Below are 20,562 nucleotides of genomic sequence, written 5' to 3' on the forward strand. Positions count from 1 at the left end.
CCTGCGCCTCCTGCTAACGCCCTTAAGTGTTTGTGGTATAATTTATCGAACAATATCCTAGCCGCAAGCGGCATTTTATGGAAGGAATGAACTTCATGTTTTATTCATTCATCCGCTGGGTCGTGCGGGTCCTTGTCCTGCTGATCAACGGCAACACGCATTATGAAAATAAACAGGTGCTGCCAGATGGGCCTTACGTGCTCGTCGGCCCCCACCGGACCTGGTGGGACCCGATCTTCTTCGCCTTGGCCGGCAGCCCGTGCAAGTTCTCGTTCATGGCCAAAGAAGAACTCTTCAAGAATCCTATTTTACGCTGGATCATGAACCATGCCAACGCTTTTCCGGTCAACCGCGCTAATCCCGGGCCAAGTACCATCAAGGTCCCGGTGCGGACACTAAAAGAAGGCAAGCTCGCGGTGATGATTTTCCCATCAGGCTCCCGCTACTCGCAGCAGCTCAAAGGCGGCGCGGTGCTGATCGCCAAGCTGGCGAAGGTGCCAATCGTGCCGGCCGTCTACCAAGGCCCGGTCAAGTTCTCGCACATTTTTCTGCGCAAGCGGATCACGGTGCGGTTTGGGGACCCCATCACGGTCCCTAGTGGCCGCGTGACGGATGAATTGACCGCGCAAGTCGGCGAGCAGATGCAGCAATCCTTTGACGCCATTGACAAGGCCATCGACCCGACCTTCAGATACGTGCCGGATCAAAAGAAGTACTTAGCCGAAAAGGAGGCTGGCAAGGTCAAATGAATAAACCGAGTTTTTGGCAGCGCATCACGCACAAGCCGGATGTGGAAAGTACCCTGAATGCTGACCACCAGCTGGCGCGCACGCTGACCACCCGGGACCTGATCGCCTTGGGCATCGGGGCCGTGATTGGCACCGGGATCTTCATTTTACCAGGCACGGTCGCCGCGACGACTAGTGGGCCAGCCATCACGCTGGCCTTTGTTTTGGCCGCGGTGGTCTGCTCGCTGGCGGCGATGTGCTACGCCGAGTTTGCCTCGGCTTTGCCCGTGGCCGGCTCCGCCTACGCTTACGGCAGCATCGTGTTCGGCCAGCTGGTGGGCTGGGTGATCGGCTGGGCGCTGATCCTCGAGTACATGCTGGCGGTGGCCGCGGTGTCGACCAGCTTCTCCGCCTACTTTGCCAGCCTGATCAGCGGTTTTGGCTGGCACCTGCCCCAGGCGCTCAGCGGCGCCTTTGACCCGGCTCATGGCACCTACATTAACCTCATTGCGGTGCTGGTCATTCTGCTGATCGGCGGCATGCTGTCACGCGGGATGAATACCTCAATGGCCGTCAACCGCGCGATGGTCCTGGTCAAACTACTCATCATCGGCATTTTCGTCATCGTCGGGGCCTTTTACATCAAGGCGGTCAACTGGCACCCGTTCATGCCGTTTGGGGTCAAGGGAATCTTGGCCGGCGCTTCGCTCGTGTTTTTCGCCTATCTGGGCTTTGATGCTGTCTCAGCCAGTGCCCCGGAGGTGAAAAAGCCGCAAAAAACGCTGCCGCGCGGCATCATTGGCACGCTGATCATCGCCACGGTGCTGTACGTGCTGGTCGCCATTGTGCTGACTGGCATGGTCAAGTACACCCACCTCAACGTGGCCGACCCCGTCTCGTTTGCCCTGAACTTCATTCATCAGCCGCAGCTGGCCGGGATCATTGCCATCGGCGCGCTGGCCGGCATGTTCACGATGATGGTCACCATGATCTACTCCAGCTCGCGGCTGGTGTACGCGATTGGCCGTGATGGCCTGCTGCCCAAGTGGTTCGGCGAGGTCCAGCAGCAGCTGCCGCGCCACGCCCTGACGACTGTCACCCTGATCATCGCGGTGCTCGGCGGGTTAGTGCCGCTGACCCAGCTCGTCAACCTGGTCAACATCGGCACCCTGATTGCCTTTGCCATTGTCAGCCTGGGCATCCTGCCGCTGCGCAAGCACGAGCAGATCCACAACCCGGGGTTCAAGGTCCCCGGGTACCCGGTCATCCCGATCGTCTCGTTTCTGTTCTGCCTCCTTTTGATGAGCCAGCTATCAAAAGAAACCTGGCTGATGAGCCTGGCCTGGTTCAGCGTTGGTCTTCTGATCTACTTCGGCTACGGCTACCGCCATGGCAAATAAATAGCGCAGCTTTCACTGCGCCGCATGCGTCCGCCAATTCGTTGGCGGGCGTTTTTAGTCGGTCAAATCGCGGTCGTAATGAATCCAGCCGTTTTCCCGCTGACCCAGCTGATCATACAGCGGCTGGGCCGCAGCGTTTGTGGTACGCGTCTGCCAGCTCACGTGCTTCGCCCCGTGCTGGCGGCCCCAACCAAAGCTGGCCGTCATCAGCTGACGCGCAAGCCCCTGCCGACGAGCCTGCGCGGCCACGAACACATCGTTAATGATCACTTGTGGCGCGAGATCCCGCGTATTCTGGGTCACGTACAGCAGCGCAAAGCCCACCACCTGACCGCCTTGTTCGGCCACCAGCAGCCCGGCTTGCTGGTTGGCCAGGCGCTCCTTGAGAAACCCAAGCATCCGGTCGTCGTCAAATTCATGGGGCACCGTGCTGGTCTGATAATAATCATGAAACAGGCTGACCACCTTTGGCAGATCGGCGACAGTCGCAGCTCGAATCATCGGCATGCCCTCCTTTGTCTAACTCCCTTATACCTGAACCCGGCGTCAAAAGCAAAAACCACCAACTGACGAGTTGATGGTTTTGATCAATTAGTGTTCAGCTTTAGTGATGTCCGCAAGCAAATCCCCGTCGAGATCGGCCTGCAGAAACTCTTGATCGGCAGTTGGCAGATGCAGCTGCACATCACTGAAGACCTGCGTGGCCAGATCGCCGGCGGCACCGGCAAAATCGAGCACATGCCCGCCGAAGTCGTGGGCGTCGCTGAGAAAATGCAGGTGGAACCCGGGTGAGGCCATCCCCGCGTACAGCTGCGGTGACCAGTACCCCATCAAGGTGCCGGTCACCTGGTCGCGGCTGAACACGGCCTGATCTGCCGCAGTGGCGGCCAGACCTGGGAATGGGCGGTGCTGGGCTTTGACCGCGCGAGTCGTCATGTCGTCAAACTGCCCGTGAATCGATACCGCGGCAAAAAGGTTGCGCGTGCCGATTTGACTCAGCATGGTCGCCTCGGCCGCTTCGGCGGTTTGCACCGCCACCGGGCTTGAGGCGCCGAACGCCGCAAAATGGACATTGGCGAACGGGACATCCCCATCAGTGATGACAACGACCTGCCCCGAAGCCTGCACCTGGTATACAGTCCCGGCTAAAATGATCAGTTCCCCATTCAAACCGGTCAGTGTGCCGATGCCAAAGTCACCGTGAGTCAAGAGTTCGCTGAGCTTCTGGGTCCCGTTTAATAATCCGGGCACCAGCGCGCCGAGGGTGCCGTGTTGATACAAAATATCTGTTTTCATTGGCGATGCACTCCTTAGAATTGATCGGCCAGCATGGCTTCACCCAGCTTGGGGTTGTCCGCGTAGTCGACAGGGATATCGACGATCACTGGGCCATCTGTCGCAAATGCCTCATCCAAGACGGCGCCGAGCTGATCCGGCCGCTCGACGCGCAGCCCCTTGGCCCCGAAACTTTCAGCGTACTTCACAAAGTCCACCGGGCCAAAGTCGACCCCTGCTGCCTGGCCGTACTTCATTTCCTCCTGGAACTTGACCATGTCGTAGTGGCCGTCGTTCCAGATCACGTGAACCAGGTTGGCGTGCAGGCGCACGGCTGTTTCCAGCTCCATAGCCGAGAAGAGAAAACCGCCGTCACCGGACACTGAGACGGCCTTTTCGCCGGGCCGCACCAGCGTCGCAGCGATGGCCCATGGCAGTGCGACCCCCAGGGTCTGCATCCCGTTAGAGAAAAGCAGACGGCGCGGTTCGTAGCTGCGGAAGTGCCGCGCCATCCAGATGTAATGCGAGCCAACATCGACGGTCACTGTCATGTGATCCGTGACGCGAGCCTGCAGGGCGGCAACAATGCTCAGCGGGTGCACGCGGGTGCCGGTTTCGACCGGCGGCACATCACTGGCCTTCAGCTGCCCCTGAAGGTTCGCCAAGTAGCGCTGGGAGCCTGGCGCGACATGATAGCCGCGCACCTGCGGGATCAGCAGCTCAAGGGTCTGGGAGATGTCGCCGACCAGCTCCTCGATCGGCTGAAAATGCTGATCAAGTTCGCTTTCCTGTGAGTCGATCACCACGATTGAAGCCTTGCCATCGGCGTTCCAGTTACGCGGTTCGTACTCGACCGGGTCATACCCGATGGCGACCACCAAGTCGCTGCGTTGAAGCAGCTGGTCGCCCGGTTGGTTGCGGAACAAGCCCACGCGGCCGAAGAAGTTGGCCTCCTGGTCGTGTGACACAATGCCCGCGCCTTGGAAGGTCTCGACAACCGGAATGGCCGCGGTCTTCAGCAAGTCGCGCACCGAATCAGTGACGTCCTGGGCAGACGCGCGCATGCCCAGCAGCAGAACTGGCAGCTCCGCCTCTTTGATGCGCCGCGCCAAATCGACCATATCGTTGAGCGACGCCGGACCAAGCTTCGGTTTTTCACTAACGGCCAGTGCCGACTTCTCCGTTTCCGCATCCGTCACGTCCTGCGGAATCGAGATGAAACTGGCCCCTTGCTTACCGGATGCCGCCGTGCGCCAGGCGTTGGCCATCAGTTCGGAAATATTGTCGACGTCCTGGACTTCCGCCGAGTACTTGGTGATTGGCGCAAACATCTCCGCGTTGCGCATGCTTTGGTGGGCGGAGCGCAGCAGATCCTTGCGCTGAACCTGACCGGACAGCGCCAATACGGGATCGCCTTCGGCCGTTGCGGTGACCAGGCCGGTCGCCAGGTTCGCCGCGCCTGGCCCGGAAGTGGTCAACACCACGCCAGGCTCGCCGGTCATCCGGCCGACAGCCGCAGCCATGAACGCCGCGTTTTGTTCGTGGCGCGTCACGATCAGCTTGGGGGTGTCCTGTGCGACTGGGTGTTCCAACCGCTCAAACACGCGGTCGATTTTCGCACCGGGAATCCCGAAAACAAAGGGAACATGATGATTGATCAGGCTTTCGACGACAAGGTCGGCCCCAAAACGTTTGGACATGGCGAAGACTTCCTTTCAAAATGTCTGTTTCAAAGAATAGCACATCTGTTTCATAATGAAAAGCATATTTTTCCTTAATGCTGTAATACCAGCTACGAAGTGTGACATTTTTATTTTGTATCTGTACGACTTGGCAAAAAGAAAAGGGTGCTGCGACTAATCGCAGCACCCTTATTCTATTCCGTCTTCGAGCCGTTTTGCAGCTCATACATATCATAGTACCGGCCGTGCTTGGCCAGCAGTTCCTCATGCGTGCCCCGTTCAATGATGCGCCCAGCATCAAGCACCAGAATCAAGTTGGCATCTTGAATGGTCGACAGCCGGTGCGCGATGGCGATCGACGTGCGGCCTTTGCGCAGCCGCCGCAGCCCTTCCTGAATCAGCGCTTCGGTTTCCGTATCGATATTCGCGGTGGCTTCATCCAGCACCAGAATCTTTGGATCAGTCACAATGGTGCGGGCAAACGACAGCAGCTGCCTCTCCCCACTGGAGAACTGCGCCCCACCTTCAATCACGCGGGCGTGGTACTTGTTCGGCAGCTTCTCGATGAAAGAGTCGGCCTGCACAAACTTGGCCGCCGCCTCGACCTGCTCGTCAGTGATATTTTCGTTAAACAAACGAATGTTTGACGAAATGTCCCCGTAGAACATGAACGAATCCTGCAAGACCAGGCCGAGCTTTTGACGCAGCTCCGCCATTGGGTAGTCGCGAATGTCCTTATCATCGATCAGGATCTCGCCAGTGCCGAACTCGTAGAAGCGCATCATCACGTTAATGATCGAGCTCTTCCCGGAACCGGTGTGCCCGACCAGCGCGACGGTTTCGCCGGGATTGGCGACGAAGCTGATGTCGTGAAGAATGTCGTGCTTGCCATCATAGGCAAACGACACGTGCCGAAACTCGATTTTGCCCTGCGTGATGGTGGCGCTGGCACCAGGATTCTGCGCCGGCGCGTACTCTGTTTCGTCCAGAATGTGGAAGATCCGGCTGCCTGCCACGATCCCATCCTGCAGCGAGGACAGGGAATCCATCATGTTGGTCATCGGGTTGAAGAAGTTCGCGACATACTGCGTGAAGGCGTAAACGACCCCGGCTTTGACCACGACGTCCATTGACATCGCACCAAACGCCCACAGCACAACGACCAGCCCTAAACTGTACAGCAAATTGATGATCGGCGACAGCAGCAGCGAGTTGGTTTTGATCATCGCGTTGCGCGTCTGCAGGTAGTCGTTGTTGGTGGTTTCAAATTCCTTGGTGATCCGGTTCTCCTGCCGGAACTGCTGAATGATGCCAATGCCTTCGATCGACTCGTTCAGCTTGGTGTTCAGTTCAGACAGCTTTTCACGCATGTGCCGGTAGACCTTAGAGCTGTACTGACTGTAATACCAAATGGCAAAAATCAGCAGCGGCATGAAGGCCAGCACGTACAGCGCGATGCGGGGGCTGAGCGTCCACATCGCGATAAAGCTGGAAATCACCGAGAACATGCCGACAATCACCGACAAGATGACGTTCCAAAAATCGGCCAGCGTCATCGTGTCATTGGTGACACGGCTGACAATTGACCCGGCTGGGACCTGGTCGAAGTACCGCATGCCCAGCGTGTGCAGCTTTTTGAACAAGGCCCGGCGAACGTCCTCCAGGCCGCGCTCGGCGCCCATTTGAAAGGCGAAGTTCTGCAGGAACTGAAACAGCCCTTTCATGACCGTCCCAAACGCGTAAACGACCGCAAAAATCAGGATGATCTGGACCGTGGCACTCTTGTTGGTCAGGTACTTATCCATGAAGACCTGCAGCACGTACGGCAAGGCGATGTTCATACCCGCCAGCAAGGCCGCGCCGACCAGCGCGCCGGTGAACTGCTTCCAGTACTTCTTGGTGTAGCTCATCAAGCGGCCAAAAATGTGGACCTGCTCGCGCACCGGAATGCTCTTGGACCATGCACTTTGATATTTAGCCAAGGGTCTCACCTTCAATCTTGGTTTCGATTTCGCCTTGCAGCTCCTGCTTGGCCCACATCTCGGCGTACCAGCCGTCGTTCTTCAACAGCTCCTCATGCGTGCCGCGCTCGATGACGTGGCCGTCTGCCAGAACCAGAATCTGGTTGGCGTGCATGACCGAGCTCAGCCGCTGGGCCGCAATGATGGTCGTCTTGTTTTGCCGCTCCTGCTTCAGGTTGTGCAGGATCTCGGCTTCCGTCTTCGCGTCGACCGCAGACAGTGAATCATCGAGGATCAAGAGCTCCGGCGTGGTGATGACCGCCCGGGCAATCGCCAGACGCTGCTTTTGCCCACCTGACAGGCTGACCCCGCGTTCGCCGACCAGGGTGCCATACCCTTCGGTGAAGTCGAGGATGTCGTTGTGCACGGCACTTTCGCGGGCAGCTTCTTCCACTTCCTCCTGCTGCTTATCGAACGAAGAGAAGCGAATGTTGTCGGCAACGGTCGTGGAGAACAGGAAGTTATCCTGTGGCACGTAGCCAATCGAGTCCAGCAGCGCATCAAGCGTGTACTCCTTGATGTTGTGGCCGCCAAAATCGATTTCGCCGTCGTAGTTGTCAAACTCACGGAGCAGCAGCTTGAAAATCGTGCTCTTGCCGGCGCCGACGCGGCCGACAATCCCCAGGGTCTCCCCTTCCGGCAGCGTAAAGTGGACGTTGACCAGGGTTGCGTGATCGTCATCCGGGTAGCTGAACTTGTTGACCTTGAACCGCAGGTCGCCGTGCGCCGGCGTCGAAATCGCGTCCGGGGCCTCGATGATGGCACTCTTTTCGCGCAGCAGACTCGCCACGCGGTCATAGGAGGCGTTCCCGCGCTCCAGCACGTTGAACAGCCGGCCAATGGCAAACATCGGCCACACCAGCGCAGAGACATACGACACAAACGAAACCAGCTGGCCAATGGTGATGGCTGAGCTCATGACCAAATTGCCACCATAAATAATGGTGATGATGTACGTGATGCCCATGATCAAGCTGGTGGTGGGGTCGAACAACGAATCGATGAAGTTGACCCGCTTGTTGATGCTGATGGTTTTGTCGACGATCTTGTCAAAATCCGCGGTGTCTTCCTTATCCTGGCCAAAGGTTTTGATCACCTTGATCCCAGAAATGGACTCCTGGGTCTTGTCGTTCAGGCGCGAAAAGGCGGCCTGGGACCGCGAGAACTCGCGGTGCAGGCGCATGCCCAGCTTGCGGGCCATGATGGCCAGAAGCGGCATCGGCAAAATCGCGAGCAGCGTCAGGCGCCAGTCGACAAACATGATCATGGCGACGATGGTGGTCGAGCCAGTAATGATCGAATCAAATAAGGTCAGGATCCCAGCCCCGGCCACGTTTTGAATCGCGTTCAAGTCGTTGGTCGCGTGGGCCATCAGGTCCCCGGTGCGGTGGCGCTGGTAGAACGTCGCATCCATTTTCATGAAGTGCCAGAACAAACGAGAGCGCAAGGTTTTTTCGAGCTTGGCTGCACCGCCCCAAATCGCCGTGCGCCAGCCGTAGCGGAACACATACTGGCCGACGCCGGCAAACACCAGCAGCCCCAGCATGAAGAACAGCTTCGCGGACGTCAATTGGTGCCCATCCATCAAATCGATCAGGCTGCCGATCACGCGCGGCGGGATCAAGTTGACCAAGGCAACCAGCAGAAGGAAGACCACCCCGAATAAATACCTTCGCCATTCCTCTTTAAAATACCAACCCAATTTCTTAAAAATACCCATTACAAGCAGCCCTCCTCAAAAACGCACTGTCTGAAAATTATATGATTAAATGATAAGAATTTGCAAGTGAATCCGTGAGAAATCGCGGCCGCGCGCCAAAAGAAAAACGGCCAGTCAAAAATTGACCGGACCGTTTCCAAGTCTGACGCCAAAGCCTACTTCTTGTTGGCTTTCTTCTGTTGCTGCTTCATCTGCGCCATCATCTGGTTGAGTTTCTTCTGGGATGGCTTTTGCCCCATCGACATCATCATGCTCTGCAGCATTTCCTCATTGACAGGAGGATTGTCTTGGAAATATTTCTTCATATATGCGCGGGCCCCGAAGAACCCGGCTACGGCGCCGGCCAGCAGACCAACGACGAGCCCAATTGCGAACATCATCTCAAATTCCCCCCTTCATGTGAGATTCAACTCTCTCATTGTACAAAACGCTCGGATTGATTGAAAGCCTAATCTTTGCGCAGACCGCGTTTTCTTTGCAGGTCGCGGACCTTCTTGGGCGTGATTTCATGCCCCTGCTTATCGAAAAACTGGGTCGTCTCAAGTTGGTCGGCAAACCCGGCGCGAAAATCACGCAGGTAGGCTTCACGCAGCTGTTTGCGCTCCGCTTTTTCCTCGTCGGTCAACCCTTCGGCCTTCGCCTTGTGGGCCAGCTCGTTGATCCGGTCAATGCGTTCTTGTGGTTGTTGTGCCATGCTGCTCACCCCTTAATTCAGATGCAGGATCTGCTGCTGATAGCCACTCGGCTCCTCACCGGGGAACGGGGCCTGCTGGATCATGTGCAGGTAATCCGCCGCGCGCGATGGCGAGGAGAAGGCCTTGATCAGCCGAAAAGTCGTGGCTTGTTGATAGTAAATGACAGTGATGATTTTTTCCATAGTTCCTCCGCGGCATCAAAAAAGGCCGCAACTGCGGCCTTCTCGGATTAACGGCGCTTCTCTTTGATCCGCGCAGCCTTCCCACGGAGTGCCCGCAGGTAGTAAAGCTTTGCCCGACGGACTTGGCCGTGACGGACAACGTCGATCTTCTCCACACGCGGGGTGTGAAGTGGGAACGTCCGCTCAACGCCGACGCCGTTCGAAATCTTACGAACGGTGTACGTTGCACTAACGCCAACGCCGCGGCGCTTGATTACAACGCCTTCAAACAGCTGAACACGTTCGCGGTCGCCTTCGACGATCTTCGCGTGAACGCGAACCGTGTCGCCAGGCCGAAAGTCTGGGATATCGGTGCGCAGCTGGGACTTGGTGATTTCTTCAATTAATGGGTTCATCAGAACTGCTCCTTTGTCGACATTCTTAAGCATCCCGCCCAGCGGAACATCGTTGTTATGTGAGTTATCACAAGTTGTAATTCTAGCATAGTGGCATAACGGTGTAAAGAAAAAATGTTGACGAGCCGATGGTCCGGGTGAATTGGCCTCCGCTGGCATGGGCTGGAACGCAGTGGCCACCGCTTCGAGCCTCGCAAGCGAGTCTCTCAGTCGGGGCTTGGTGTAAGCGGCAGAGCCGCTAACACCAATTTCACTGCTGAGCCCATGCCCGCTCCGGCCAATTCACCCTTCTGCGCCCAAATAGACAGAGTCACAAGCTTAACTAGTCTGGCTCATCTGTATACTTGGTTCGCTGCTCGCGCTTCACCTCACGCAAGAGCTTCTGCGCCTTTTTGTCGAGGTCAGCGTGCTCGAGCAGGTCCGGCCGGCGCTGCAAGGTGCGGCGGAGGGACTCCTTCAAGCGCCAGTCATCGATTTTGCCGTGGTCGCCGTTTTGCAGGACGAACGGGACGTCCATGCCGCGGAAGCTTGGCGGACGCGTGTATTCTGGGTACTCCAAGAGGTTGTTCTCAAAACTGTCGGTCGGGGCGCTTTCCGCGTTGCCCAGCACCCCTGGCAAAAGACGCGCGACCGCGTCGATCATCACCATCGCCGGCAGTTCGCCGCCAGTCAGGATGAAGTCACCCAGGCTGTACTCGTCGGTCACCAGGCTGCGGATGCGTTCGTCGTAACCCTCGTAGTGGCCACAGATGAAGACCAGGTGATCCTCCTTGGCGAGCTTTTTAGCCTCGCCTTGGTTGAAGGTCTTGCCTGCCGGATCGAGCAGGATGACCCGCTTTTTGCCCGGGTGAGCCGCATTGATGTCATCCATCGCCTCAAAGATCGGCTCCGGCTTCAGCAGCATCCCCGCCCCACCGCCGTACGGGGTATCGTCAACATGGTGGTGCTTGTCATGCGAGTACTTTCGAAAATCGGTCACGTTAAACTGCAGCAAGTCCTTTTCCAAGGCCTTGCCAATCATGCTTTGTGTCAGCGGCGCAAACATGTCTGGAAAAATACTCAGCACATCAATCCGCATCGTCGATCAACCCCTCTGGCACGTCTACGTGGGCCACTTTGGCATCCAGATCGATGCGCAGCACCACGCTCTTCAGAAACGGCAACAGGACGTCTGGCTTGCCCGGCCGCGGAATCACCCAAACGTCATTCGCGCCAGGGCTAAGGATCTCGCTGACCTGACCGAGCGAGGCGCCTGTTTGGTCGATCACGGTCAGCCCGATAATGTCGTGGTAGTAGTATTCGCCTTCAGAAAGATCTTGCACGTCCGCATCGGCCACGCCGAGTGCCAGCCCCTTAAAGCGCTCAACGTCATTGATGTCGTCGAATTCCTTGAGCTTCAGCAGGTACATCGCCTTTTGCTTGCGTGCGCCGGCCACCGTGACTGTGAGCGGCGTTTTGCCTTCGATAACCAGCTGGCTGCCAGGGGCGAAGCGCTGCTCCGGAAAATCGGTGACGGGCATGACCTTGAGCTCACCCTTGATGCCATGCGTGTTAACGATCTTACCGACCGTGTATAACTCTGCCATAATTCCTCCTTATCAAAAAAGACCGGCATCCGCCGATCTTTTTACGCTTCTGAATGCGAGGCATCCAAAATGTTCAGCCGCACGCGCTTGTCGTACGGGGATTTGACCGCATAGACAATGGTGCGGATCGCCTGCGCGACCCGGCCGCCTTTGCCGATGACCCGACCAACATCGTCCGGGTCAACGCTCAAATCGAACGCCATGTACTCGGCAGTTTCGTGCCGTGTGATCTCAATGGCGTCTGGATGTGTGACTAATGGCGTCACGATTGCTTTGATCAGCGCTGTGATGTCCACTGATTAACGCCTACTTCTTGGTGAAACGAGCTTCGTGATACTTCTGCATGATGCCGTGCTTAGCAAGCAAGGTGCGCACTGTGTCGGAAGGCTGAGCGCCTTTCTGCAACCATGCCAAGATCTCGTCGTCGTCCAGCTTCAAATCAACTGGGTCTGAGAGTGGGTTGTAGTAGCCAACGGATTCGATAAACCGACCATCACGTGGGGACCGTGAGTCCGCGATGACAACGCGATAGAAAGGCTTAAGCTTGGAACCCATCCGCTTCAAACGAATTTTTACTGCCATTAAGTACACCTCCTGTAAATTTCTCAACTTCAAAATCATAGCAAAGAATACTTGACGTGTAAAGAGTTTTTTCTTTACATCCTCAAAATGGCCTTGGGAAAAGACTGCCGGGTCATTCTTGAGTCGACTAAGGGGTAGTTCCCAACTGCTGTTCTAAATCCCGGGGCTATGTTAAGCTGTGGCAAAACGCACCGGATAGGAGTCCTTCCATGTTATATCAACTATGCGCCATCATCACCGCCATTAGTGCGGCAGTGAGCCTCGGCTTTGCGATCGCCGCTTATCGGCAAAGCAAAGCGAGTTACGCCGCTGACGGACTCAACGCGCGTTACGCACTGGCACGAAGCGGCGCCTTGGCCATTGCCACGCTGGGCCTGCTCATCTTCCGCAGTCCAGAATACCTGGCGGCCATCGCAGTGGCGATGACCTGCGTGCAACTATTCGATGCCATGATTGGCCAGCATGTCAGCAAGTTCAAAACATACGGGCCCCTGATCGCCGGGCTGGCCAATGCGACTATACTCGCCCTTTACCTGATGCAATAAAAATCAAATCGCGCCATGGATATTAGTCCACGGCGCGATTTTGGTCTAATTAAGAGTGGAAGTGCTTGGTCTTCAGGCGCTTTTTTTTGTTTTTCTTTTGCTTGCGCACCATCTTGTTCATGGCCATCTTGCCTAGACGGCCCTGAATGCCATTGCCCATCATGCCTTCCATGCCGGAGAAGTTGCCTTTGTACATCTGATTCATCATCTTTTTGGCCTGGTTGAACTGCTTGATCATCTGGTTGACCTTGACGATCGGCACGCCGGAACCGGCGGCAATGCGCCGGCGCCGCGACGGGTTCAACAGATCAGGGTCTTCGCGTTCCTGTGGCGTCATGGAGTACACAATGGCCTTTTGGTGCGCGATGTCCTTTGGGTCCACATGGAAGTTCTTCATGGCCGGGTTATTCGCCAGCCCCGGGATCATTTTCATGATCTCATCCATGGAGCCCATGTTGGACACCTGATCCATCTGGTCGATGAAGTCGTTGAAGTCAAAGGTGTTTTCCTTGATCTTCTCGGCGACTTCTTGGGCCTGCTTCTCGTCGTAGTTCTTCTGCGCCTTGTCGATCAGGGTCATCATGTCGCCCATGCCCAGGATCCGGTTCGCCATGCGGTCCGGATAGAAGACATCGAGGGCGTCCATCTTTTCGCCTTGACCAACGAACTTGATCGGCTTGCCGGTGACGGCGCGGATCGACAGCGCCGCCCCACCACGGGTGTCGCCATCGAGCTTGGTCAGGACAACGCCCGTGATGTCGAGCCGCTCGTTGAAGCCCTTGGCAACGTCGGTGGCGGCCTGCCCAGTCATGGAATCGACGACCAAAAGGATCTCGTCAGGATGCGCCAGATCCTTGATGTTGGCCAGCTCGGTCATCAGCTGCTCGTCGATCTGCAAACGGCCGGCAGTATCGATCAGGACGTAATCATTCTTTTGCAGCGCGGCTTGTGCGAGCCCCTGGCGGACGATTTCGACCGGATCGGTGCCGGTGCCCATGTCAAAGACTGGCACGCTGAGCTGCTCGCCGATCACCTTCAACTGGTCGATCGCAGCCGGGCGGTAGACGTCAGCCGCAATCAGCAGCGGCCGCGCCTTTTCGTTATCCATCAGGTACTTGGACAGCTTCCCAACCGTCGTGGTTTTCCCGGCCCCTTGCAACCCGACCATCATGATGACCGTCGGAATGTGCGCGGACTTGTTCAGCGGCACCGCCGCCTCGCCCATTGTCGCGGTTAGTTCATCGTTGACGATCTTGATGATTTGCTGGGCCGGCGTCAGGCTGTCGAGCACTTCGGCACCCAGGGCCTTTTCGCGGACGTTCTTGACGAAGTCCTTGACGACGCCAAAATTGACGTCGGCTTCAAGCAGCGCCAAACGAATCTCGCGCATGGTGTCGCGCACGTCTTGTTCCGATACCTTACCTTTGCGCCGCAGGCCAGAAAGGGCCTTTTGCAGACGCTCTGATAATCCTTCAAATGCCATAAATTTGCCTCCTACCGCGCAGCTTGGTCAGCGACACGGGCCAATAACTCATTCAGTTTCGGATCGCCGGAATACTTACTTTTCACATAGCGCACCAAGTCGCCAACGGCCTCGTTTTGCGCCTGAAAATTTGCCAGCAGGTGAAGCTTGCTTTCGTATTCCTCCAGGCTCGCCTCGGTGCGGCGAATGTTGTCGTACACGGCTTGGCGCGACACGTCGAACTCGGTGGCAATCTCGCCCAGCGAGTAATCGTCGCCGTAGTACAGCTCCAGGTACGAATGCTGCTTGTCGGTCAACAGCGCCCCGTAAAATTCAAACAGCGAATTCATGCGGTTATTCTTCTCAATTTCCATTAGTTGTCCCGCCTTTTCTTCCTTATAACAGAATACCGGTCAGCCGCGGCCGCGTCAATGCAGGCAGCCGCACTTGGCGATTCGGAACAAAAGGTCAAAATTCCGCTTCCATCGTGGTAAACTAGAGAGGTAATGAATTGGAGGGAATAATTATGGTTGCAACCATTCTATATTGGGGCATCGTGCTCGCGTTCTGCGGCTGGTTCCTCTGGAACATTGTCTTTTCCGGCATTTATCTGCACAACCATGAAAATGGAAATCTGTGGTTCTTCGCGATTCTCAACGCGATCGGCGCACTGCTCGGTGCCATCTTCCTGTGGGTGATGAGCAACACCGCCTGGCAGAAGTACTGGTTCGACAGCTCCGTTAAGATTGGGCCGTGGCTTGGCTACATCCTGATCGCCTATGTCGTCCTGATCGTCCTGCAGCTCATCTTGGGCCGCGAGAAGAAAGAAGCGGCTACCGCATAGTCTGCTGAACACAAAACCGCTGTGAAATTCACAGCGGTTTTATTGTGCTAATTTTCTTCCTTGATCAGGCCCTTGAACAACCCGTAGACAAATTTGTTTGGATCAAACACCTGCAAGTCGTCCATTTTTTCGCCCAGGCCAACCAGCTTGACCGGCACGTGGAGCGAGTTGCGAATAGCCAGCACGATGCCGCCCTTGCCGGAGCCATCGAGTTTGGTCAAAACAATGCCGGAGATCTTCGTGGTCTGGTTGAACTCCTTGGCCTGGCTCAGCGCGTTCTGACCGGTGGTGGCATCGAGTACCAGCAGCACCTCCTGCGGCGCATCCGGCAGCTCGCGCACGATGACGCGCTTGATCTTGTCGAGCTCCTTCATCAGGTTAACCTTATTCTGCAGGCGGCCGGCGGTATCGACCAACAGAACGTCGAAGTTGTCGTCCTTGGCGCGCTTCACCGCATCGAACACGACCGCGGCGGGATCACCACCGGGTTCTGTCGCCACGACCGGCACCTCGTCGCGCTTGCCCCATTCCTGCAGCTGCTGGATGGCGCCGGCCCGAAACGTGTCACCGGCCGCCAGCAGAACCTTCTTGCCATCCTGCTGCAGCTGGTGGGCGAGTTTGCCGATGGTCGTCGTTTTGCCGGCACCGTTGACGCCAACAAACAGGAAGACGGTCGGCCCGGCTTCGGCGTAGTGCAGCGAGTTGTCTTCACCTTCGCCTGCCTCGCCGTAAATGTCGACCAGCTTTTGCACGATGACTTGGGAGACCTCATCCTTGCTCTTGGCGTTCTTGAGCTTGACCTCATCGCGCAGTTCATCGGTCAGTTGCTCGGCGGTTTCGAAGCCGACATCGGCGCCGATCAGCATTTCCTCAAGGTCATCGAAGAAGTCCTCATCGACCGAGCGAAAATTGGCAAACAGCGCGTTCAGCTTTTCGCCGAACGAGCTGCGGCTTTTCTCCAGCCCAGCGTCGTACTTTTCTTCCTCAGCGGTTTCCTGCTGGCCGCCGCCGAATGCTTTCTTCAGCGAATCGAATAATCCCATGACTGCCTCCTATTTTGAAACTGGCTCGGTATTTTCATCTTGAACCTGATCCAAGGACACGGCGACCATCTTGGACACACCGGATTCTTGCATCGTCACGCCATACAGCATGTTGGCGGCGAGCATGGTGCCGCGCCGGTGCGTGATGACAATGAACTGCGTGTCCGAACTGTAATCGCGCAGGAAGTGGCCGAAGCGATCGACGTTAACGTCGTCCAGGCTGGCCTCAACTTCATCCAAAATGGAAAATGGCACCGGCCGCACCTTCAGAATCGCGAACAACAGCACAATGGCCGTCAGCGCGCGCTCCCCCCCAGACAGCAGGGACAGCCGCGTCAGCTTCTTGCCAGGCGGCTGCGCTGAGATCTCGATCCCGGTATTGAGCAGATCGTCCGGAGCGGTCAGGGTCAGGTGCGCCTCTCCGCCGCCAAACATCTGCGGAAAAATGGCTTCAAAGGCGGCGTTGGTGGCCTCGTACATGTCCTTGAAGCGACTTTTGACCTCTTCGTCCAGCTCACCCATCGTGGCTTCCAGCTGGGTTTTCGCGGCGATCAAGTCGTCCTGCTGCTTGGTCAAGAAATCAAACCGTTCCTTGACATTCTCGTATTCAGTGATCGCGTTCGGATTGACCGGGCCCAACTCGTCCAGCCCGCGCTTTAACAGCTTGAGCTGCGATTTTAGCTGCGGCAGTTCTGCCGGCTTGCTGGTCGTGGCCTTCAGGGCCGCTTCATAAGTGAGCTGGTAATCTTCCGACAATGTGGCCAGTCGATTATCCAGGTTAACCTTGATCCGCGAAAGCGAGGCGCTTTGCTGCTCGGCCTGTGCCATCGCCGTGTGCTGCTGGGTGTAGGTCGTCGTGATTTCGGCCGACACGCTGCTGAGTTTGCCGCGATTGGTGGCTTTCTCCTTGGTCAGTTTGTCTTGCTCCTCACGCAATGCCTTGGTGCTGACTTTTAACTGGGCGATGGTCTGCGTCCGGGTCTGCTTGTCAGTCGCACTTTCCTCAGCCGCCTGCTGAATTTTGGCGATCCGTTCCTTCAGCTGAGCCAAGGATTGGGTACTGGTTTGCACTTGATCTTGCCACTGCGCCAGTTGGGTCTTGGTGGTTTCGGCCGTGCTTTTAAGCACCGCCAGTTGCGTCTGCAAGTCGTTGACTTTTGCTTGGACCTCAGCCGCACTGGCCTCGGCCTGGCTTTGCTGCGCCTTGGTGCGGTCGATTTGGTCTTGAGTCTCGGTCAACGCCTTGGCCACTGCTTCCGCCTGACCGGTCAACGTCTCGATCTTTTGATCATAATCGTCGGCGGTCCCGGTTGCCAGCTTTGCGGCTTGTCGCTGCCGGTCAAGCTGGGTCAAACTAGCCTGCTGGGCATCCAGCTGGGCTTTTTGGGCGGAAAGATCCGCCAGCGCCTGATTGACCGCGCGGTCGGCTTCCGTGGCTGCAGTCTGGGCGGTAGTCAGCTTGGCTTGCAGGCCATGCACTAAGTCGGTTTGCTTGGCCAAAGCATCTTTCATCTGCCGCAGCTGCGCGTGCAGCTGCGTGACCTCCTGGGTGCGCGCCAGCGGCGACACGCCTTGCTTGCGCGTCTGGCCACCGGTCAAGGCGCCACCGGGAGTCAAAATATCACCGTCAAGCGTCACAATGCGGTAGCGATGGTGTGTCAAATTGGCCAGTTTGATCCCGGCGTCCAAGGTCTCGGCGACGATCAGGCTGCCGAGCAGGTTTTCCATGACCGGCGCCACTTCGGGCCGGAAGCGCACCAATTCGACGCCGACGCCGATGAACCCAGGCTGGCCAGCCAGTTCGGCGGCAACACTCGCCGGCAGGTTCCGCGGCCGGATCACAGCGGTCGGCAAAAAGGTCGCCCGCCCGGCCCGCGTCTGCTTGAGGTACGTGATGGCCTGCTTGGCGGCCTGCTCAGAAGTCGTCACGATCGCCTGCAAACTGCCACCCAAGGCCACATCAAAGGCCTGCTGGTACTTGCTTGGCACAGCCAGCAGCTCGGCGACGGCGCCGATGACGCCTTCGAGCTGCGCCTTATTTTTCAGCACGGCGCGCACGCCGGAATAGAATCCGGCGTAATCATCTTTCAGCTCCTGCAGGGTCTCATAGCGCGAGTTGGCGCGCTGGTACAGCGTGGTCGCCTGGTTGAGGCGGTCTTGGGCGTCCGCAAACGCCTGCTGAACGGTTTCCGCTTGTTCATGCGCCGCCGCCGCTTTGGTGCGCGCATCTTCGCTGGCGGCGGTCAGTTTGGCCACCTGCCCGATCAGCTGATCGACTGTCTCCTGCTGAGCCTGCTGGCGCTTGTTCAGCTCGGAAAGCCGCGCCCGGTCGGCGGCGCTTTGGTTCTGCGCCACCTGCTGATCCTTTTGCGCAGCGGCCAGGGCATTCTTGGTGTCCGCCTGCTGCCGCAGCAGGTCAATATATTTGGCCTGGGCTGCATCGAGCTGCTTGGCCAGTGCTTCCGGCGACTGCGCGCCGGCGCGTGCAGCCGTCAACTTTTCGGCTAACTGCTTGCGCTGCGCCGCTTGTTCGGTCTGAGTGCGCGTCAGATTTGCCACGCGCTGTTTCGCATCGGCCAGGTCGGTTTGCGCCTGCGCCAACTGCGCCTGCAGATCCTTCAAGGTCTCCTGCGCGTTATTGGCGCGCTCGGACGACACGTTGACCTCACCGGTGAGACTTTCCAGCTTCATCGATTGAGATAGCAGCGAATCGTTCAGCTTGGTCAGCTTGGCGTCCAGCTCCTGGTCGGTCGCCGTCAGGGTTTCCGACTGGCCCTCCAGGTGCTTGGCCTTGGCAGTCAGCGCGGCCACGGTCTCCTTGGTGACCGTGGCTTCCCCTTGCGTCTTGGTCTGCTCGTCAGCCAACTGCTGGATCTCCAGGGCCAGAATTTCTTTATGAATGCGCTGGTAGTCTTTCGTCTGGCGTTCGTAGTCGCGAGCCAGTGAGGCCTGCTCGGCTAGCGGCGTGACTTGCTTGTGCAGCTCGGACACGATGTCGTTGATGCGATCCAGATTGTCCTGCGTTTCTTTGAGCTCCGCCTGGGCCTTGGTTTTCTGCTGTTTGTACTTCAAAACACCGGCGGCTTCTTCAAGAATGCCGCGCCGGTCCTCTGGTTTCGAATTAAAAATCGCCTCGACGCGGCCCTGAGAAATGAACGAGAAACTCTCCTTGCCCAGCCCCGAATCCATGAACAGGTCGACGATGTCCTTAAGCCGGACATTTTGATTGTTGATCAGAAAATCCGATTCGCCATCACGAAAAAGCCGCCGGGTCACCGTGACCGCGGCCGGCTGCTTCGGCAAATAGCCGTCTGAATTATCAAACGTCATCGTCACTTCGGCGCGGTTGAGCGGCGGCCGGGTGGCGGTGCCGGCAAAGATCACGTCGCCCATTTTCTCGCCGCGCAAAGACTTCGCGCTTTGTTCGCCGAGTGCCCAGCGAATGGCCTCGGTGATGTTGCTTTTGCCTGACCCGTTAGGCCCGACGATGCCGGTCAAGCCGGACACAAAATCAATCTCGGTTTTATCCGCGAACGATTTGAAGCCGTTGATTGTCAGATGTCTTAACTGCATGCACTTTCACTCACTTTGCGCGAAGCTTGGTCAACGCATCGTCGGCCGCGGCCTGCTCCGCCGCTTTTTTATTCTTGCCTACACCAGAGCCGAGCACGGTGCCGTCAACCGCAACGTCCACTTGGAACTGCCGGGCGTGCGCCGGGCCAGATTCCGCCAGCAAGTGGTACTCAATGTCGACTTCCCCATCCTGCTGGACGTACTCCTGCAGCGCGGTTTTGTGATCCATATCGGCTGAGAACTCGCCGGCGTCAATTTTAGGAAAAATGATCTGCTTGGCAAACTTAATGTTGGCTTCGCGGCCCTGGTCCAGGTACAAGGCACCGTTAAAGGCTTCAAACAGGTCTTCCAGCAAGGTCAACCGCTTGCGGGCCCCGGCGCGTTCCTCGCCCTTGCCCAGCTTGATGTAGCGGTCAAAGTGCGCTTCTTTGGAAAAGCCTGAAAACGCGCGCGTGCGGACTGCCGCCGAACGCATCCGCGTCAGGTCGCCTTCCGGCAGGTCTGGAAACTTCCGGTACAAGTAATCTGAGACCGTCAGCTCAAGCACGGCATCCCCGAGAAATTCGAGCCGCTCGTTGTCCTTGAGGCCGAGCTCCTTATGCTCGTTGACGTAGGACGAATGCGTAAACGCTTCGTCGAGCAGGCTCAAGTCTTTGAACTCGATTTCGTACCGCTGGCGTAACTCACTGACGAACTCAGATGCGACCATTGTTGACCTCCTGTAATTTGGCTAAACATACTCTAATCCATTATACAGAACGACTGGGTCTAACACCAGCCGCCCAATGACGCGGATGAGCTTAAAAGACACGCCTGCTGCTTGCAGGCG

At 57.2% G+C, this 20,562-nt stretch carries 22 protein-coding genes; 4 read left to right on the forward strand and 18 right to left on the reverse strand.

All coding sequences use genetic code 11. The features are described 5' to 3' along the window. The first annotated feature begins 95 nt into the window (after positions 1-95). Positions 96-749 carry a lysophospholipid acyltransferase family protein gene (locus EKM86_RS01645; protein ID WP_125754770.1) on the forward strand — a complete coding sequence of 218 codons (654 nt, stop codon included), beginning with the start codon at positions 96-98 and terminating at the stop codon, positions 747-749. Further along, a complete protein-coding gene (locus EKM86_RS01650) occupies positions 746-2,128 on the forward strand; it encodes an APC family permease (protein ID WP_125754771.1) in 1,383 nt (460 codons plus the stop codon). The genes EKM86_RS01645 and EKM86_RS01650 overlap by 4 nt, the downstream gene beginning before the upstream one ends. A 54-nt stretch (positions 2,129-2,182) precedes the next feature. Here the strand turns inward: EKM86_RS01650 and EKM86_RS01655 are convergent, their stop codons facing one another. The 13 genes from EKM86_RS01655 to rpsP form a co-directional block, all read right to left on the reverse strand. Beyond that, positions 2,183-2,629: a GNAT family N-acetyltransferase gene (locus EKM86_RS01655; protein WP_125754772.1), complete on the reverse strand. Its 447-nt coding sequence runs from the start codon at positions 2,627-2,629 to the stop codon at positions 2,183-2,185. Positions 2,630-2,719: 90 nt separating this feature from the next. Further along, the gene (budA, locus tag EKM86_RS01660) at positions 2,720-3,424 is read right to left on the reverse strand and encodes an acetolactate decarboxylase (protein ID WP_125754773.1); all 705 of its coding nucleotides are present in this window, start codon (positions 3,422-3,424) and stop codon (positions 2,720-2,722) included. Between the two features lie 14 nt (positions 3,425-3,438). Next, positions 3,439-5,103: an acetolactate synthase AlsS gene (gene alsS, locus EKM86_RS01665; RefSeq protein WP_125754774.1), complete on the reverse strand. Its 1,665-nt coding sequence runs from the start codon at positions 5,101-5,103 to the stop codon at positions 3,439-3,441. 176 nt (positions 5,104-5,279) lie between these two features. Continuing rightward, positions 5,280-7,067: an ABC transporter ATP-binding protein gene (locus EKM86_RS01670; RefSeq protein ID WP_225419333.1), complete on the reverse strand. Its 1,788-nt coding sequence runs from the start codon at positions 7,065-7,067 to the stop codon at positions 5,280-5,282. Next, entirely contained in the window at positions 7,060-8,826 is a 1,767-nt protein-coding gene (locus EKM86_RS01675; protein WP_125754775.1) for an ABC transporter ATP-binding protein, read from the reverse strand. Before EKM86_RS01675 ends, EKM86_RS01670 begins: the two co-directional genes overlap by 8 nt. Before the next feature lie 155 nt (positions 8,827-8,981). After that, complete coding sequence (locus EKM86_RS01680; RefSeq protein WP_125754776.1) at positions 8,982-9,206, reverse strand: YneF family protein; 225 nt, start codon at positions 9,204-9,206, stop codon at positions 8,982-8,984. Between the two features lie 68 nt (positions 9,207-9,274). Next, the gene (locus tag EKM86_RS01685) at positions 9,275-9,520 is read right to left on the reverse strand and encodes a DUF896 domain-containing protein (RefSeq protein ID WP_125754777.1); all 246 of its coding nucleotides are present in this window, start codon (positions 9,518-9,520) and stop codon (positions 9,275-9,277) included. Positions 9,521-9,532: 12 nt separating this feature from the next. Beyond that, positions 9,533-9,703 carry a hypothetical protein gene (locus EKM86_RS12295; RefSeq protein WP_164506125.1) on the reverse strand — a complete coding sequence of 57 codons (171 nt, stop codon included), beginning with the start codon at positions 9,701-9,703 and terminating at the stop codon, positions 9,533-9,535. 47 nt (positions 9,704-9,750) lie between these two features. After that, a complete protein-coding gene (rplS, locus tag EKM86_RS01690) occupies positions 9,751-10,098 on the reverse strand; it encodes a 50S ribosomal protein L19 (protein ID WP_125754778.1) in 348 nt (115 codons plus the stop codon). A 322-nt stretch (positions 10,099-10,420) separates the two neighbouring features. Beyond that, a complete protein-coding gene (gene trmD, locus EKM86_RS01695) occupies positions 10,421-11,176 on the reverse strand; it encodes a tRNA (guanosine(37)-N1)-methyltransferase TrmD (RefSeq protein ID WP_125754779.1) in 756 nt (251 codons plus the stop codon). Next, positions 11,166-11,684 (reverse strand): ribosome maturation factor RimM, encoded by a 519-nt coding sequence (gene rimM / locus EKM86_RS01700; RefSeq protein WP_125754780.1) that lies wholly within the window; start codon positions 11,682-11,684, stop codon positions 11,166-11,168. Before rimM ends, trmD begins: the two co-directional genes overlap by 11 nt. A 41-nt stretch (positions 11,685-11,725) precedes the next feature. After that, complete coding sequence (locus tag EKM86_RS01705; protein WP_125754781.1) at positions 11,726-11,980, reverse strand: KH domain-containing protein; 255 nt, start codon at positions 11,978-11,980, stop codon at positions 11,726-11,728. A gap of 10 nt (positions 11,981-11,990) precedes the next feature. Further along, positions 11,991-12,266, reverse strand: coding sequence for a 30S ribosomal protein S16 (gene rpsP / locus EKM86_RS01710; RefSeq protein WP_125754782.1), 276 nt, complete (start codon positions 12,264-12,266; stop codon positions 11,991-11,993). A 209-nt stretch (positions 12,267-12,475) separates the two neighbouring features. Here rpsP and EKM86_RS01715 point away from each other — a divergent pair, with 209 nt between their 5' ends. After that, complete coding sequence (locus EKM86_RS01715) at positions 12,476-12,811, forward strand: hypothetical protein (protein ID WP_125754783.1); 336 nt, start codon at positions 12,476-12,478, stop codon at positions 12,809-12,811. A 49-nt stretch (positions 12,812-12,860) separates the two neighbouring features. On the opposite strand, the gene ffh is transcribed toward EKM86_RS01715, so the two are convergent. Together ffh and EKM86_RS01725 are read right to left on the reverse strand one after the other, a co-directional pair. Continuing rightward, entirely contained in the window at positions 12,861-14,294 is a 1,434-nt protein-coding gene (ffh, locus tag EKM86_RS01720) for a signal recognition particle protein (RefSeq protein ID WP_125754784.1), read from the reverse strand. Positions 14,295-14,305: 11 nt separating this feature from the next. Then, a complete protein-coding gene (locus tag EKM86_RS01725) occupies positions 14,306-14,647 on the reverse strand; it encodes a putative DNA-binding protein (RefSeq protein ID WP_125754785.1) in 342 nt (113 codons plus the stop codon). Between the two features lie 152 nt (positions 14,648-14,799). On the opposite strand from EKM86_RS01725, the gene EKM86_RS01730 reads away from it, so the two are divergent. Further along, a complete protein-coding gene (locus EKM86_RS01730) occupies positions 14,800-15,117 on the forward strand; it encodes a hypothetical protein (protein ID WP_125754786.1) in 318 nt (105 codons plus the stop codon). 47 nt (positions 15,118-15,164) lie between these two features. Here EKM86_RS01730 and ftsY read toward each other — a convergent pair whose 3' ends face one another. Genes ftsY through rnc form a run of 3 tightly spaced genes read right to left on the reverse strand, consistent with a single transcriptional unit; the run spans position 15,165 to position 20,442 of the window. Next, a complete protein-coding gene (ftsY, locus tag EKM86_RS01735; RefSeq protein ID WP_125754787.1) occupies positions 15,165-16,160 on the reverse strand; it encodes a signal recognition particle-docking protein FtsY in 996 nt (331 codons plus the stop codon). A gap of 9 nt (positions 16,161-16,169) precedes the next feature. Beyond that, entirely contained in the window at positions 16,170-19,733 is a 3,564-nt protein-coding gene (gene smc / locus EKM86_RS01740; protein ID WP_125754788.1) for a chromosome segregation protein SMC, read from the reverse strand. A gap of 10 nt (positions 19,734-19,743) precedes the next feature. Then, on the reverse strand, positions 19,744-20,442 hold the full coding sequence (gene rnc / locus EKM86_RS01745; RefSeq protein ID WP_125754789.1) for a ribonuclease III: 699 nt from the start codon (positions 20,440-20,442) through the stop codon (positions 19,744-19,746). Positions 20,443-20,562: the final 120 nt, after the last annotated feature.

The sequence above is a fragment of the Lacticaseibacillus hegangensis genome, from assembly GCF_003946465.1.
Taxonomy (GTDB): Bacteria; Bacillota; Bacilli; order Lactobacillales; family Lactobacillaceae; genus Lacticaseibacillus; species Lacticaseibacillus hegangensis.

What these genes read in the sequence shown, in the direction of transcription:
- EKM86_RS01645 (WP_125754770.1), top strand. Translation starts at nt 96, where the DNA reads ATGTTTTATTCATTCATCCGCTGGGTCGTGCGGGTCCTTGTCCTGCTG.
- EKM86_RS01650 (WP_125754771.1), top strand. Translation starts at nt 746, where the DNA reads ATGAATAAACCGAGTTTTTGGCAGCGCATCACGCACAAGCCGGATGTG.
- EKM86_RS01655 (WP_125754772.1), bottom strand. Translation starts at nt 2,629, where the DNA reads ATGATTCGAGCTGCGACTGTCGCCGATCTGCCAAAGGTGGTCAGCCTG.
- budA (WP_125754773.1), bottom strand. Translation starts at nt 3,424, where the DNA reads ATGAAAACAGATATTTTGTATCAACACGGCACCCTCGGCGCGCTGGTG.
- alsS (WP_125754774.1), bottom strand. Translation starts at nt 5,103, where the DNA reads ATGTCCAAACGTTTTGGGGCCGACCTTGTCGTCGAAAGCCTGATCAAT.
- EKM86_RS01675 (WP_125754775.1), bottom strand. Translation starts at nt 8,826, where the DNA reads ATGGGTATTTTTAAGAAATTGGGTTGGTATTTTAAAGAGGAATGGCGA.
- EKM86_RS01680 (WP_125754776.1), bottom strand. Translation starts at nt 9,206, where the DNA reads ATGATGTTCGCAATTGGGCTCGTCGTTGGTCTGCTGGCCGGCGCCGTA.
- EKM86_RS01685 (WP_125754777.1), bottom strand. Translation starts at nt 9,520, where the DNA reads ATGGCACAACAACCACAAGAACGCATTGACCGGATCAACGAGCTGGCC.
- EKM86_RS12295 (WP_164506125.1), bottom strand. Translation starts at nt 9,703, where the DNA reads ATGGAAAAAATCATCACTGTCATTTACTATCAACAAGCCACGACTTTT.
- rplS (WP_125754778.1), bottom strand. Translation starts at nt 10,098, where the DNA reads ATGAACCCATTAATTGAAGAAATCACCAAGTCCCAGCTGCGCACCGAT.
- trmD (WP_125754779.1), bottom strand. Translation starts at nt 11,176, where the DNA reads ATGCGGATTGATGTGCTGAGTATTTTTCCAGACATGTTTGCGCCGCTG.
- rimM (WP_125754780.1), bottom strand. Translation starts at nt 11,684, where the DNA reads ATGGCAGAGTTATACACGGTCGGTAAGATCGTTAACACGCATGGCATC.
- rpsP (WP_125754782.1), bottom strand. Translation starts at nt 12,266, where the DNA reads ATGGCAGTAAAAATTCGTTTGAAGCGGATGGGTTCCAAGCTTAAGCCT.
- EKM86_RS01715 (WP_125754783.1), top strand. Translation starts at nt 12,476, where the DNA reads ATGTTATATCAACTATGCGCCATCATCACCGCCATTAGTGCGGCAGTG.
- ffh (WP_125754784.1), bottom strand. Translation starts at nt 14,294, where the DNA reads ATGGCATTTGAAGGATTATCAGAGCGTCTGCAAAAGGCCCTTTCTGGC.
- EKM86_RS01725 (WP_125754785.1), bottom strand. Translation starts at nt 14,647, where the DNA reads ATGGAAATTGAGAAGAATAACCGCATGAATTCGCTGTTTGAATTTTAC.
- EKM86_RS01730 (WP_125754786.1), top strand. Translation starts at nt 14,800, where the DNA reads ATGGTTGCAACCATTCTATATTGGGGCATCGTGCTCGCGTTCTGCGGC.
- ftsY (WP_125754787.1), bottom strand. Translation starts at nt 16,160, where the DNA reads ATGGGATTATTCGATTCGCTGAAGAAAGCATTCGGCGGCGGCCAGCAG.
- smc (WP_125754788.1), bottom strand. Translation starts at nt 19,733, where the DNA reads ATGCAGTTAAGACATCTGACAATCAACGGCTTCAAATCGTTCGCGGAT.
- rnc (WP_125754789.1), bottom strand. Translation starts at nt 20,442, where the DNA reads ATGGTCGCATCTGAGTTCGTCAGTGAGTTACGCCAGCGGTACGAAATC.